The 15,354-nt window shown below is 35.6% G+C and carries 11 protein-coding genes and 5 tRNA genes; 15 read left to right on the forward strand and 1 reads right to left on the reverse strand.

What is annotated here, in order from left to right; genetic code table 11:
• Positions 1 to 33 precede the first annotated feature (33 nt).
• Positions 34 to 1,278, forward strand: a complete 1,245-nt coding sequence (apbC, locus tag CWS31_RS02905; protein WP_246143307.1) for an iron-sulfur cluster carrier protein ApbC — start codon at positions 34 to 36, stop codon at positions 1,276 to 1,278.
• A 102-nt stretch (positions 1,279 to 1,380) separates the two neighbouring features.
• On the forward strand, positions 1,381 to 1,971 hold the full coding sequence (gene dcd / locus CWS31_RS02910; protein ID WP_101343818.1) for a dCTP deaminase: 591 nt from the start codon (positions 1,381 to 1,383) through the stop codon (positions 1,969 to 1,971).
• Between the two features lie 191 nt (positions 1,972 to 2,162).
• Here dcd and CWS31_RS02915 read toward each other — a convergent pair whose 3' ends face one another.
• Entirely contained in the window at positions 2,163 to 3,071 is a 909-nt protein-coding gene (locus tag CWS31_RS02915; RefSeq protein ID WP_101343819.1) for a gluconeogenesis factor YvcK family protein, read from the reverse strand.
• A gap of 522 nt (positions 3,072 to 3,593) precedes the next feature.
• Here CWS31_RS02915 and CWS31_RS02920 point away from each other — a divergent pair.
• The 13 genes from CWS31_RS02920 to CWS31_RS02980 all read left to right on the forward strand — a co-directional run bounded on the left by CWS31_RS02920 (position 3,594) and on the right by CWS31_RS02980 (position 15,099).
• A tRNA-Ala gene (locus tag CWS31_RS02920) sits at positions 3,594 to 3,669 on the forward strand.
• Between the two features lie 100 nt (positions 3,670 to 3,769).
• A tRNA-Glu gene (locus tag CWS31_RS02925) sits at positions 3,770 to 3,845 on the forward strand.
• Between the two features lie 129 nt (positions 3,846 to 3,974).
• Positions 3,975 to 4,050: transfer RNA gene (locus tag CWS31_RS02930), tRNA-Glu, on the forward strand.
• A gap of 118 nt (positions 4,051 to 4,168) precedes the next feature.
• Positions 4,169 to 4,244, forward strand: a tRNA-Glu gene (locus CWS31_RS02935).
• A 173-nt stretch (positions 4,245 to 4,417) separates the two neighbouring features.
• A tRNA-Glu gene (locus CWS31_RS02940) sits at positions 4,418 to 4,493 on the forward strand.
• Between the two features lie 306 nt (positions 4,494 to 4,799).
• Positions 4,800 to 5,507: a YccT family protein gene (locus CWS31_RS02945; protein WP_246143309.1), complete on the forward strand. Its 708-nt coding sequence runs from the start codon at positions 4,800 to 4,802 to the stop codon at positions 5,505 to 5,507.
• A gap of 70 nt (positions 5,508 to 5,577) precedes the next feature.
• A complete protein-coding gene (locus CWS31_RS02950; RefSeq protein WP_246143311.1) occupies positions 5,578 to 6,414 on the forward strand; it encodes an SIMPL domain-containing protein in 837 nt (278 codons plus the stop codon).
• A 560-nt stretch (positions 6,415 to 6,974) separates the two neighbouring features.
• The gene (locus tag CWS31_RS02955; RefSeq protein ID WP_246143313.1) at positions 6,975 to 7,250 is read left to right on the forward strand and encodes a hypothetical protein; all 276 of its coding nucleotides are present in this window, start codon (positions 6,975 to 6,977) and stop codon (positions 7,248 to 7,250) included.
• Positions 7,251 to 7,359: 109 nt separating this feature from the next.
• The gene (gene proQ, locus CWS31_RS02960) at positions 7,360 to 8,031 is read left to right on the forward strand and encodes an RNA chaperone ProQ (RefSeq protein WP_101343822.1); all 672 of its coding nucleotides are present in this window, start codon (positions 7,360 to 7,362) and stop codon (positions 8,029 to 8,031) included.
• Positions 8,032 to 8,249: 218 nt separating this feature from the next.
• Entirely contained in the window at positions 8,250 to 10,301 is a 2,052-nt protein-coding gene (gene prc / locus CWS31_RS02965; protein ID WP_101343823.1) for a carboxy terminal-processing peptidase, read from the forward strand.
• A 156-nt stretch (positions 10,302 to 10,457) separates the two neighbouring features.
• Entirely contained in the window at positions 10,458 to 11,912 is a 1,455-nt protein-coding gene (gene nhaC / locus CWS31_RS02970) for a Na+/H+ antiporter NhaC (protein WP_425457508.1), read from the forward strand.
• 25 nt (positions 11,913 to 11,937) lie between these two features.
• Complete coding sequence (gene pepN / locus CWS31_RS02975; RefSeq protein WP_101343825.1) at positions 11,938 to 14,565, forward strand: aminopeptidase N; 2,628 nt, start codon at positions 11,938 to 11,940, stop codon at positions 14,563 to 14,565.
• 318 nt (positions 14,566 to 14,883) lie between these two features.
• Positions 14,884 to 15,099, forward strand: coding sequence for a DUF2835 domain-containing protein (locus CWS31_RS02980; RefSeq protein WP_101343826.1), 216 nt, complete (start codon positions 14,884 to 14,886; stop codon positions 15,097 to 15,099).
• Positions 15,100 to 15,354: the final 255 nt, after the last annotated feature.

Genomic DNA, 15,354 nt, shown 5'->3' on the forward strand with positions numbered 1-15,354 from the left:
TCGTTATTTTTTTATAAAGGTCTAGCAAGTACTATGTCTAACCAAAAGTTTAGTCAAAAATTGGCTAATATTTTCTCGAAAAAAACGACTGAAAAAGTCGAAAAATCAACCAGAACCATGGATAACTCCTCATCTAATGCCTCCTCTAATTCATTGCCTGAAGCTTTAATTAGTGCATCAGACACTAAGCAGTTTATTAAAGAGTCTTTAAACAATTATATTACCGATAATTTCCCACAAGGGGTGTTAGCGGTTTGTAAAAAACTGAGCATTAGTGAAAAAACTGCCAACCATGAAATCCACATTGAATTAACCATGCAATTTGTTTGTCAAGGTGAGTTAGATCTTGTTGCTAAAACACTAAGTTCAGCTTTAGCGAGTAAGGTGATTATTAAGGTAAATTTAGCAATAAAAGCGGTTCGCCAATTCACTTTAGGTAAAGAGCCTGTAAATCCAGTACAAAACAATACACAAGGTAAAGTTGCCAATATCATTGCTATTGCATCAGGCAAGGGGGGGGTGGGTAAATCAACAACAACAGTTAATTTAGCTTATGCCTTAATGAGTGAAGGGGCTCGAGTTGGGGTTTTAGATGCCGATATTTATGGACCATCTATCCCTTCTATGTTGGGTATAAAAAATGAGAAACCAGGCACTAAAGACGGTAAGTTAATGACACCGTTAAATGCTAAAGGTTTAAGTGCCATGTCAATTGGCTTTTTGGTTGATGAAGCTGATGCAACTGTATGGCGAGGGCCTATGGCGAGCTCTGCTTTTAATCAATTACTCAATGAAACAGACTGGCCAGAGCTTGATTACCTACTAATTGATATGCCGCCAGGTACAGGTGATATTCAATTAACCTTAGCGCAAAAAGTACCTGTAGCTGCTGCGGTTATTGTAACCACGCCACAAGATATTGCCTTAATCGATGCAGTTAAAGGTATTGCAATGTTTGATAAAGTTAAAGTACCAGTATTAGGTATTGTTGAGAATATGAGTTACCACATTTGTGAGAATTGTGGTCACCAAAGTCATATCTTCGGTGAGTCTGGTGGTAAACACATGGCTGAAGATTATGAGACTCATTTGTTAGGACAATTGCCGTTGGATATTTCTATTCGTTTAGATGCAGATTTGGGTGAATCAGAGATAATTGAAAATAGCGCTGGTGAAATAGCTAATCATTACCGTAAAATAGCTAGAAATATTTCTGCGCAATTATTTTTACAATGCGACACTGCAAGTTCGTTAAATGCAGATGTGGTTAGAAAGTAACAGCTATTTAAGTACGCTTAATAAAACTAGAATATAAAGCTTCCAACGGTTTAACGTGAAGTAAACTAACAATAAAGTAAACTAATATAAAGACCCGGCATTATGAGATTAAGTGATAAAGATATAGAACAATACCTTGATGATGAAGCAATCATCATTGTACCAAAACCCGACAGTTCAATGATCTCAGGCGTTAGTGTTGATATTCGTTTAGGTAATGAATTTAGAGTTTTTCAAGACCATACCGCTCCTTATATCGATTTAAGTGCACCTAAAGGGGCTGTACAAGATGCGATGAATTCTATCATGAGTGATGAAATTCATATTGCAGATGGGGAAGCTTTTTTCTTGCATCCTGGTGAATTAGCATTAGCGGTAACTTTTGAATCTGTTACTTTGCCTGACAATATTGTTGGTTGGCTCGATGGCCGTTCGTCATTAGCGCGTTTAGGTTTAATGGTACATGTAACGGCACATCGCATCGATCCAGGTTGGTCTGGTCAAATTGTTTTAGAATTTTATAACAGCGGCAAACTACCGCTTGCATTACGTCCGAAAATGAAAATAGCGGCGTTAAACTTTGAGACCATGTCGTCAAGTGCCGCACGTCCTTATAACACCCGTGAAGATGCTAAATATCGTGGTCAAAAGGGCGCTGTAGCGAGTAGAATTAGTCAAGACGATAACAAGTAAGTTTAATAAGGGCTAAGTTTGTCGACCTGTTATATATATTTATTACTTTAAAATCTTGGATTAAATCAGTACACAAATAATTATATAGCTCAGTAGTTAGTCATGAATAAGTTAGTGCTTAAGTTAGTACTTGTTTGAGCAATAGCGAGCAACTGCTCGCTATTTTCTAGGGTCACTTATCCGCTTAAAAGCTAGCCGGCATGACTTTCATCTAAAGGAATTTGTCTTACACACACTTCTAAAGCATGCAACAACTTCTCATTATCGTGATAATGCTCGAAATTATTATGCGCTAAATCTTGGCAAATAATTTTTACTCTATCAGAGCTGATATTTTTATCTTGGCAAATAACAGTGTCAATTGGCATACAACCAATATTACGTTCAATCCAATCAAGTTTTTCATCGAGTGTTAAGGTAGCAGCTGGACTGTGTTCAGCCACTATATTGTCTATAAATACACAGTGTGCCTTACTTTTGTCTATGGCTTTTGCAATATCCATGATTAAAAGTGGTGGCACCACACTCGTTAAAAAGCTACCAGGTCCTAAAATAATTAAATCGGCGTTATCTAAAGCATCGATACAAGGTTCAACCGCTTTAACTAATGGCGCTAACATAAGGTCAGTTGGCATTATTGGCATTTCATCAACAGACATTTCACCTAAGCGACAAAGCCCTTCAGGATAAAAAGCCATTAAATCTGTTGGTGTTTCTGACATAGGTAACACTTTAGTTTTTACACGTAATATGCTGCGAACTAAGGTGATAGACTCCATAGGGCTTGATTGAATTTTACCTAGTCCGTAAAGAATTAAATTACCTAAGTTGTGGCCGCCAAGTTCATCTTCTCCTTTAAAGCGAAAGTTAAACAATTGACTACCAATAGAGTTTTCATCAACCAGTTCGGTTAAACAATTACGTAAGTCGCCCCATGCAATAGTACTACTTCTTTTTCTTAATCTGCCAGTAGAACCACCATTATCTGTAGTGGTCACTATACCTGTTAATTTATTACCCATGAAGGAGAGGGTGGAGAGTACACGGCCTAAACCGTGTCCGCCGCCAATGGCGACAATGTTAATTTTTTTAAGCTGCATACTGTTTTATTTCATTATGGTATGGCTGAGTATTATAAAGATTAACGTTAATTGGTAAATAAATAAAGTAATACCATAATCGATAAATGAGTAGCCTTGCTGTACTATTATGCTTATTCTGCACTGGTATTTAAGTTAAAGTAACTTAAGTGAAATTATATTGACGAGTTATCAGACACGCAATCATCGACGCGCTATCATTTAAATATAATTGAAAGTGTAAATATTAAGACTTGGTTTGCAATTATACTATATTTACAAAATGTTAGCTTATTTAAGGTGATTATTTATTTGTCGATTATCGATGAATAGGTCTTGAATTAGATAATAAATGACCACCTTGGTTGTTATGCAATCAGTTAAGTCGTTTCTAACTATAAAAATGTCTTTTTTTACAAATAAGTGTTGACAGTTTCTAAGCTGCTGCTTAGAATGCGCCTCGTTTTCAGCAAGTGTTAGGTCCACTCGTTGCGAGCATGTTTAATAGCTATTAGGCCAGTTATTAAATAACCCGAATATTTCGGGGCTATAGCTCAGCTGGGAGAGCGCTTCGCTGGCAGCGAAGAGGTCTGCGGTTCGATCCCGCATAGCTCCACCAAGTTAGGTTTTTCGTTACTTTTACAATTAGTTTTTATAACTAATTTAATAACGAAAAATAGATAGTTTAGTTAGTTTTACAATTTGTATAACTACCTTGTGTCCCTATCGTCTAGAGGCCTAGGACACCGCCCTTTCACGGCGGTAACAGGGGTTCGAATCCCCTTAGGGATGCCACTATTATCTTTACTTTATTATTATCAGTTATGATATTTGTAAGGTAAAGGCAATTAAGTTACTTAGACTTATAAAAAACTAAGTGTTTTAGAAAAATGTTCTGAAATAACAAATGATTGTTATGTCTGTGTCCCTATCGTCTAGAGGCCTAGGACACCGCCCTTTCACGGCGGTAACAGGGGTTCGAATCCCCTTAGGGATGCCAATTCTTATTTTTATAATTTAAGGCTTGGGCATTTAAGCTAGAAGAGTTTACATATAACTCGCCAAAACTAAGTGTTTTAGAAAGATGTTCTGAAATAACAAGCAATTGTTATGTCTGTGTCCCTATCGTCTAGAGGCCTAGGACACCGCCCTTTCACGGCGGTAACAGGGGTTCGAATCCCCTTAGGGATGCCAATTTCCTTTATTAAGTTAATTGAAATAGAGCATAGAAAGTAAAGTTATCTTATAACTTAAATAAGAATTTAGAGTTTTAATTGTAATTTTTAATAAATTGCTTAATTAATACAGCAGAGTGATCTGCTAGATAGTTTGAAATGATTTAACTAATATAGGTTAATTCTATCAGTGTCCCTATCGTCTAGAGGCCTAGGACACCGCCCTTTCACGGCGGTAACAGGGGTTCGAATCCCCTTAGGGATGCCACTTTCTTTTAGTTGAATAACAATAAGAAATGTGAACTATACGAGAAAACCCACGCAATATGTCAATATTGCGTGGGTTTTTTTTTGCCTGAATTTTGATGAATAACAAAAATTAGTTCGACACATCTTCAGTTATTAATTAGCCGATCTATTTTAACAAGTATGAAAGGTCACATATTTAATGAGATTGGTATCATACTTGTGTTCGTCTATTTAATAGGATTGCTATAAAATAAAATTTCTTTTAATTCAACTGAATGCAGTTTATAAAGGGTATTAGTTTAACTTAATATAAAAGGATTTAACTTTGTCTAAAATACTACATTATTGTTTATACTCGTTTGTAGGCTGTTTAAGTTATCGATGCCTAGCTATAATTGTGGTTAGTTTTATTCCACATATCGCAATAGCTGCAACTTTAACTCTAAGCGACAACTTGGTGTTACGTGATATTGATGATAAACCGATAGAAAAAAGTTTTTTTTCACAACAGCAAACATTTGAATTACCTGCGGGTGAGCATGTCATCGTTATTAAATATAAAGATGTATTTGAAGATTTAGAACTTGGTGAAGAGAGATTAGTTAGCTCAGATTATTTTGTCGTGAAGTTTAGTTTTAACTCACAACAGTCACTTGCGTTAACTACCGGTAACATTAAAAATCTTACTGCAGCAGAGCTCTATGTAAAGTCACCTGTTTTAACATTACGCGATGAAAATAACCGTGAATTACCATTAGTTTTAGAAACATTAAATGATTATGAAATGGCAAAAGAGGTGTCTAAACAACTCGCTATTTCGTCTACAACTAGTGTGGCGCCCACCAATGTATCACCAACAACTACTTTAAATAGTACTCAACCTAAAACTATATCTGATAATCCTTCAGTAAATAAAGTCAAGACACAAGTAAGCCCTGAAGTAGATGCGGTGCCCATGCTTAAATATTGGTGGCAAAAAGCAAGCAAACAGCAAAAAGCTAGTTTTATGCAATTTATTAATGATAATAATTAACGATATAATTAACTTCGTAAAAATTAAGAGTAAACAAATCACTTTGAATAAATAACTTTAAGGATCTACCATGAACATTCTCTCAAATTTAGCGGACCGGATATTACTCAAGACAAAAAAACGGGTTAAACCTATGTCTTTACTTTGTCTGCCTTTGTTATGTTTATTACTGCCCGTAGAATTACTTGCAGCAGACGATGACGGTATTGAAGTCTCTGGTCAGGGCAGCATTGAGGTTGTACCGGATCAATTTTCATTAACATTAACCATCACCGAGCGCGGTAGAATACCTAATAAACTAAAGTCTTTAGTTGATAAAAAAAGTACTTCGGTGGTTAATGCCGCATTAAAACTTGGAGTAAAAGACACCAATATTTCATCTGCACGTGTGAATTTGCGTATTGTGGAAGAAGTGCCTGCAATTCAGGTACAAGCCATTGAATTAAACAAAGGTCGGGAGGGGAGTGTTTTTGTTGATGGCCAAAATGTTAATCAGCAACAAAATTCAAATAATCAGCATAAAAACCCACTATTTGAGTTAAGCCGACAAGTAAGTGTTAATTTTACTAAAATTGATCAATACGACGATTTTCTTAGTGACATTATTAAAATAAATGTTAGTCACATATCTTCATTATCTATGAATGTTGAAAAGCGTGATGAATACTACCAACAAGCTTTAGTGCAAGCTATCAGTCATGCACAACATAAAGCGGGGCGTATGGCTAACCAAGCAGGAAAAAAACTTGGCGATTTACAGTTTATTAAAGAGGTATCTAGTAATAGTTACCGCCCAATGTATGCTGAGCCAATGATGAGAAGCTCAAGCTCAGTTGCGCATACTTCTTTAACGGGTAATCAAACTATTTCTGCACGTGTATCAGTTAAATTTAGTCTTGAAGATTAAATATTTAGTAATATCAGGCCTTAGTTTGTTATTTGTGCGAGAAAAGCTTTAATTTTACTGAGTTTTTAGGTATGTTAGCGCTTTTTAAATAAGTGTTTTGACTGATAGTTATGCCGTATAAAATAGAGCAATAAAGCGTCAATCCGTTTTATGAGCCTAAAGGTAAATTTGTTTAAAAGTTTATACAAGGTTTTCGTTTGTTGATCTAGTTAACTATAAGCTAGTTAATGCTAAATAATTTGCTTTGTATAATCTTATTACAAGGTACAGTACTAACACGTATTACAAACAAATTAATGTAAAAAGTAAACTCTAACGATCAGCTGATCTTATAATTTAAGCTTTGATTTAACAAACAAGATTAATCAAAATGGCTATTAATGATTTTATAGCCTAAATAAGCAACATTTATCATTAACTATTCAGCCAATTTAAGCGCTAATCGTCAATGAATCTGTTAGAATTGCACATAGAGTGTTTTATCTAAAATATTATCTAAATAGTGTTTATAGGTAAAATAATGTTTATTGATAAAAAGTGAAGGTTTGATGAAAGAATTTGTGGTCATTCATGACTATTTAGTCACCCAAGAATTAGTGGGTGATTGGGATGGCCAGGAAGAAGAAGTCGCTGAACGTATGAATGAAATTTATCATACAATGTACGATTTAGCAGAAGAAGATATTGAAACAGAAGTTTTAGAGCAATTATTGGCACTTATTTGGGATACCTGGATAGGTAACGAAGACATTGCGGAAATTGAAACAAATGATATTTATGATTGGTGTAAGCATGTGCTTGATAATCCTGAGCAACATCTCCAGTCTGAAGAATAACGAAAGATCAACATTGGCGCTATTTTCTTGCTAGAGTAACTTTCTAGGAGTACTGCTTGCAGACAAATGAAGCTAGCTTAATTAATCAAAAGTGTAAAAAAGTGTAGTTATGGAAACTGAAATTAAACGTACAAGTACAAAAGACATCATTGCTTATTTAACTGAAAAGTTTCCTGAGTGTTTTTCAATTAAAGGCCCGGTTAAACCGCTTAAAATTGGTATATTCCAAGACTTAGCAGAAAAGCTTAGTGATGATGAAACGGTGAGTAAAACACGTTTACGTCAAGCGTTAAGACACTATACAAGCAGCTGGCGTTATTTAAAAGTTATCAAAGCAGGCGCTTCTCGTGTTGATATTGATGGCAAAGATGTTGCTGTAATTGATGAAGAGCAAGCCGCATATGCGAGTAAAACGCTAAAAGAAAGCCAAGAAAAATTTGGTAACAAAAAAGCGACAGACAGCGAAGCTAAAAAACCGTATAAAGGTAAAGCAAACGCTACAGCTGACAGCGCAAAAGCACCGAGTAAATCGGTTGATAAAAAGCGTGATTCAGCAAAGTTTAAAACAGTTAAGTCAGCGCCTAAAAAAGTGGCAAATAAAGAAGTTGCTCCGCTTAAACCGGTTGCTACAGACACTATTAAAGTTGGTAGTAGTGTGAGAGTTCAGTTAGGAAACTCGCCAATGAATGCTACCATCACTGAAATATCAGGAAAAGATATCAGTGTACAGCTTGACTCTGGCATGATTATTAAAACCCAACTAAAAAACATCTACGCGTAGTTGCAAGGTATAAAAAAGTAACTATTCTAGCAATATAAAAAGCCGATATTCGTTAAGAATGTCGGTTATTTTTATTCTTTGTAGTAAAAGTTGTTAAGTATAAACTAGGTCTAAGTTAGGCTATAAATTATAGCCTGCTCTAAATTCTAGTTAGATACAAATATCGTTAGAAGCAAAAAATTATTAGGTCAAATCTAAATCGAATAGGAAGTTAATGCATGCAAAAAATTTGTCGTATCGCTATCGCCGTCTCATTATCATTAGGTTTGTCTATAAGCGTTAACGCGTTTGAAAAAATAAAAACACCAGAAGAGCTTCCTGTACTCATACCTGAATCTCAACATGCTACGGCAACTAAGCGCATTACGGCACGATTTACCCGTGCACATTATAAAAAAGTTGAAATTGACGATGCTTTATCTGCGGAAGTTTTTGACCGATATATCAAACAACTTGATTATGCCCGTAATATCTTTTTAGCTAGCGATATTGAAAGCTTTCAAAAATATCGTCTAGATTTCGATACTGTTCTAATGCGCGGCAAACTAGAAGCTCCCTATGCAATTTATAATGTAAATATGCAAAGACGCTTAGAGCGCTACGAATATGCGATTAGTTTATTAGAAACGAAAGATGGTAAAAACCCATTCGACTTTACGCAAAAAGAAGTCTACTCCTTTGATCGTGAAGACGCTGCTTGGCCTGTTAGTGAAGCTGAGTTAAATGAATTATGGCGTTTAAAAGTCAAGTCTGACGTGTTGAATTTAACTCTTACTAATAAAGAGTGGCCGAAGATCAAAGAAGTTCTAACCAAACGTTATAACTATGCGATTAAGCGGTTAAAACAAAATGAAAGCGAAGATGCTTTTCAATTGGTTATGAATAGCTTTTCTCGTGTTGTAGAGCCACATACGTCTTATTTATCTCCTCGTAATGCTGAACGTTTTCAAGTGGATATGAATTTATCTCTTGAAGGGATTGGCGCTGAATTACGTTCAGAAGAAGACTATACTGTTATTCAACGTGTGATCACGGGTGGTCCTGCAGATAAATCCAAACAACTTAAATCTAAAGATCGAATTGTTGGTGTTGCTCAAGCTGATGATGATTTTGAAGATGTCATTGGTTGGCGTTTAGATGATGTTGTTGAACTGATTAAAGGCCCTAAAGGTACAACCGTACGTTTACAAATATTACCGGAAGATAGTGACGATGCAGCAAATATAAAAATTGTTTCTATTGTTCGCGATATTATTAAATTAGAAGACAGAGCAGCAAAATCAGAAGTTTATTTACAAAACCCAGAAATGGAAAACAGTAAAAAACTTGGCGTTATTACTATTCCTAGTTTTTATAATAATTTGTCTCAAGATGTTAAAAAAGAAATTGTTTTATTAAAAGAGCAAGGTGTTGAAGGTATTATCGTTGATTTACGAGGTAATGGTGGTGGCTCTTTACCTGAATCATCATTATTAACAGGGTTATTTATTGATAAAGGCCCTGTAGTTCAAATTAGAGATGGTGCAAATCGTATTGAAGTACAAGGTGACAGAGACGGAGTCAGTTACTTTGATGGTCCGCTTACCGTCATGGTAGATAGATACAGTGCTTCTGCCTCTGAAATATTCTCTGCAGCGATTCAAGATTATGGTCGTGGTATTATTATTGGTGAACATACTTTTGGTAAAGGTACTGTGCAGCAGCATAGAGGTTTAGGTCGCGTATATGACTTATATGAAAAGCCATTTGGCAGCATTCAATATACCATAGCTAAATTTTATCGTATTAATGGTGGTAGTACTCAACATCGTGGTGTTTTACCGGATATTTCTTTTCCAACAGCAATAGACCCAGAAGACTGGGGTGAAAGTAAAGAAGAAAATGCCTTACCTTGGGATCATATTCAAAGAGCTAACTACACACCATTGAATGATTTAAGTGCTGATATTGCTTATTTAACACCACGCTATTTAGAGCGAATTAAAACTAACCCTGAATTTAATTATTTGTTAGAAGACATCAGTATTTATCAAGCAGAAAAAGATGATAAAACAGTTTCCCTAAATCTTGTTAATCGTCAAACTGAACGAGAAGAAAATAAAGCGAAACGTCTAATTAGAGTCAACGAACAGCTAGTACTTCTCGGTGAAGAGAAGGTTACTGACTTAGATGACTTAACGGATGAGTTAGATGATGTAGACCCATTTTTAGATGAGGCTGCTCGGATTACTTTTGACTATATCGCGTTAGATAAACTGGCTAAAAAATAGTGTTGTAATAGAGCCGCCCATTGAGGCGGCTTTATTATTTATAATAACTCTTCTTTTAGGTATTCGATTATTAATAGCAATCATTCACAACATAATAGCAATCAGTCTAGCACTGAGACGACTATAAGTGTTAACTCCAAAGTCAAACAACCTACCTTGTTAGATGCCGCTATTCCTGTAATTACGCTCATTACATTATTAACCATGGCGGTTAATTATTTTGGTGATAATTCATCTTATGGACCGAATCAAATAGCATTGCTTATAGCAATGGGCGTAGCCGTTGTTATTGGTATCAAAAATGGGTATCACTGGTCTGAACTTGAAAATGCAATCATCCAAGGGATTTCACTTTCGTTAGGGGCTGTGCTTATTTTATTAGCCGTTGGCTCATTAATAGGCGCTTGGTTATTGTCAGGCACAGTTCCAACGATGATTTATTACGGATTAAAAATATTAGACCCTACCTGGTTTTACGTTGCTGCGTGTGTAATGTGTGCTGTTGTTTCAATGAGTATTGGTAGCTCGTGGACCACAGCTGCAACCATTGGAGTGGCTTTAATAGGTATTGCCCAAGGCTTAGAATTATCACCAGCAATTACTGCAGGAAGTATCATTTCAGGAGCTTATTTTGGTGATAAAATATCACCATTATCAGAAACAACTAACTTAGCACCGGCTATTGCAGGTAGCGAGTTATTTTCGCATATCCGTTATATGTTTTGGACAACGGCACCATCAATGGTTACAGCATTAATACTTTTTATGTTTCTAGGCTTCACCGAAACAACTCAAACTGATAATCAAGCGATCAATATACTAAGTCAACAACTTGCCGAGCAATTTGATTTATCACTTTATAATTTAGTGCCGTTACTCGTGTTACTACTATTAGCTATAAAAAAAGTTCCTGCGTTCCCCGCTGTGGCTATAGGCGCTATTATTGGCGGTATATGGGCAGTGATTTTTCAACAAGACCTTATTCTTCGTATAGCACAAAGCGGAACAGATACTTTAAGTGCGAATATTATTATTGTATGGACTGCATTTTTTGATGGGGTAGTGATCGAAACGGGTAACAGTGAGCTTAATGATTTACTTAGTGGCGGCGGTATGTCTAGTATGTTAAATACTGTTTGGCTCATTATGTGTGCATTAAGTTTCGGTGCGGTATTAGAGCATTTAGGTATGTTGAAAAAATTTGTTGATACCATACTTTCATCAGTCAAATCGACAGGAGCTTTAATTGCAACCACAGTCGCAACCTGTATTGGCACCAATATATTAACCGCGGATCAATACATGTCTATTGTTATGCCAGGGCGAATGTATAAAGAAGAATATGCGCGCAGAGGATTAGATCCTTTAGTGTTAAGTCGCACCCTTGAAGACTCAGCTACAATAACTTCGCCACTTATTCCTTGGAATACTTGTGCGGTTTATATGTCAGCGGTTTTATTAGTTAATCCACTTGATTATATCTATTATTGTTTCTTTAATTGGATGACGCCTATTTTGGCAGTTGTTTATGGTTTTATTGGATTCAATATTAAGACAATTGTTGTAACAAAAATACGTAGTACAAATACATCGCAGCTTATTACTGATTAATTTTAACTTTACCCAAGGCTTTATCATGTCATCTACAGAACCACGATTTTTAGCAGATTACCGACCAGCTGACTTTACAATTAATACTGTCAACTTATCTATTGAGCTCGCCGATACTAGCACTAAGGTCATCAATGAGTTGGAGTTAGTTAAACAAGGAGATCATCAACAAGCATTAGTGCTAAATGGTGAACACTTAACCCTAATCTCATTAGTACTTAATGATCAACCGTTACACGCCGAACTCTATCAACTTAATGATACATTATTAACGATTCCTGCGAGTAGCTTACCAGAAGGTGATAGTTTTACGCTTATTATTACCACCGAAATAAATCCTTTAGAAAATACCGCGTTAGAAGGTTTATTTAAATCGGGCGATGCTTTTTGTACACAATGTGAAGCGGAAGGTTTCAGACGCATTAGTTATTACCTTGACCGACCTGATGTGATGGCAACTTTCACTACTAAGGTGACTGCCGATAAAACCTTATATCCATTTTTATTATCTAACGGCAATAAAATTGATAGTGGTGATTTACCGGGTAATCAACATTTTGTTACTTGGTATGATCCGTTTCCAAAACCTTGTTATTTATTTGCCTTAGTTGCGGGTAACTTTGATCTACTTGAAGATAAATTTACGACTATGAGTGGCCGTGAAGTGGCTCTTGAAATTTTTGTTGATAAAGGTAATTTAGCTAAAGCAGAACATGCCATGGTGTCATTACAAAAATCAATGGCGTGGGACGAGCAAACCTTTGGTTTGGAATATGATTTAGATATTTACATGATTGTTGCTGTCGACTTTTTCAATATGGGAGCGATGGAAAACAAAGGTTTAAATGTTTTCAATTCAAAATTTGTATTAGCTGATAGTCAATGCGCAACCGATAGTGATTACTTCAATATTGAAGCGGTTATTGCTCATGAATACTTTCATAACTGGACAGGTAATCGTGTAACTTGTCGTGACTGGTTCCAGTTAAGTTTAAAAGAAGGTTTGACGGTTTTTAGAGATCAGCAATTTAGCGGCGATATGCATTCAAGTGCAGTAACCCGTATTCAAAATGTTCGGGTGTTACGTTCATTGCAGTTTGCTGAAGATGCAGGCCCGATGGCGCATCCTATTCGTCCTGAAAAAGTATTAGAGATGAACAATTTTTACACCCTAACTGTTTATGAAAAGGGCGCAGAAGTTATCCGTATGTTACATACCTTAATCGGTGTTGAAAATTTCCGTAAAGGCATGGATTTTTATTTTGCTCGTTTTGACGGTATGGCTGTAACGTGCGACGATTTTATTAACGCAATGAGCGATGCCAGTGGTAAAGATTTAACTCAATTTAAATTATGGTATAGCCAATATGGCACACCAGTAATAAAAGTTGCACAAGCTTTTGATGCAGCAACGGGAATATATACGCTAACGTTATCACAGCAATCCCCGGTTACTAAGAAACAAGAAAATCCACAAGCACTTCATATTCCTATTAAAATAGAGCTTATCAATAAAGACTTTGATACCAATGCTAGCGTAAATACAAGTAATTTAAATCAAACCAAATTACTTGAGTTAACGCAAGACACACAAACGTGGAGTTTTAGTGGCTTTAGCCAACAACCAACATTAGCAATGCTTGCTGATTTTAGTGCACCGGTTAAATTAGATTTTAGCCAAGATGAAACCGCTTTGTTAACCGTGATGAAAAATGCAGAAAATAGCTTTTGTCGTTGGGATGCAGGTCAAAAATTATTAATGTCATATATTCAACATTTAACCTTTGATGCGGATTATGTGATCTCTCCTGCATTAATTGATGCGATAAATTCGATGTTAATGGGGGGGGAAGACCGAGCCTTTATTGCGGAGCAAATTTCATTACCTAGTTTTGATGAAGCTGCAGGGTTAATGATAGATATTGAACCGTTAGCGCTTTTTGATGCTATTTCCACACTATCTCTTTTTATCGCACAGGGTGCTCAACAACAATTACTAGCAACTTATCAAGCTTGTCAGCAAGTAGGTGAAGAAGATTGTGTCGCCAATAGAGCGTTAAAAAATGTTTGTTTAAGTTATTTAAGTCGTTTACCGGAATATCAATACTTAGTTGCGGAGCAGTATCAACAAGCAGCTAATAATAATGATATAACGCAAGAGAATATGACAGATACATTAGCAGCGCTTACTTGCTCTGCAAAAGTTAACTTGCCCGATTTAAGTGAGCAGTTGCAGCATTTTGAGAATAAATGGCACGATACAACGTTAGTGATGGATAAATGGTTTGCAATAGGTGCGTCAATTGTCAGTGACGATATATTCACTCAGCTAAATGATTTACTTAAACACCCACAATTTACCTTGAAAAACCCTAACCGTGCGAGATCAATTATCAGTGCTTTTGCGATGAATAACCCTAAATACTTTCATTGTAAAACAGGTAAGGGCTATCAATTTTTAGCGCAGCAAATTGCTAAAATGAATGAAATTAACCCACAAGTGGCGTCAAGGTTGGTTACACCACTTATTCAATATAAAAGTTTTGCAACTGCGCATCAACAATTAATGAAGGCTGAATTAATAACGCTACACGCATTGCCTAATTTGTCGAATGACTTAAAAGAAAAACTTGATGCGGCGTTAATTGATTAAACTTACTTAACCTGAAAACTGGATAAGCAATATTACTTAATTAAACTACACAACAACGCTATTTTACTCGTTCTTTACGTAATTGATACTTAGTAACAGTTACGTAAAGAATATATAAAAATGCGTTGATAACGAATAAACTATCATTGTTTTGTGAAAATATTATGAGAAAATTATATCGACCATTTAATTTTGAAACGCTTATCAAGTTAATCATCCAGAGTTAGAACTGAGTCAGGTTATCTAATAAATTAACGGCATTAATGCGCATTGCTACCATGAAGCGTTCTAATGTCTATACTATTACAATAGCAAAACATGAAATATTACTTCTCTATTAAAATCACTGCTAACGAGTTTCTGCCTTATTACCAAGGAAAAATTCAAAATGTAGTGGTAACTACAAATCAAGGCATTAAAGTTCAATTTCCCGCGATGCACCTGAGAAAATACCTTACCTTAAATGGTGTACAGGGTAGTTTTTGCTTAGAAACACAGCAAAATAAATTTTTATCTTTATCAAAACTACGCTAATCCAATCTATCTTTAGATATATAGAGCAAATACTTGAAACAGTGGTCTGACCTTTTTTGTGAATTATCGACTATAGTTAAGTAAACTAATGGGTGATATTTCATTAGCTTATAAAATAAATATTATTACGATAATTAATTGTATTTTTGTGATTTAAACGCTAGTTTTAAACGAGAGGATTAAATAGCTGCTTATTATGATGCAAGTCCTTAAAATATAGAGTTTTAACTCCTATTTTTAGACTTGCTACCTAAG

Source organism: Colwellia echini (assembly GCF_002843355.2).
Taxonomy (GTDB): Bacteria; Pseudomonadota; Gammaproteobacteria; order Enterobacterales; family Alteromonadaceae; genus Colwellia; species Colwellia echini.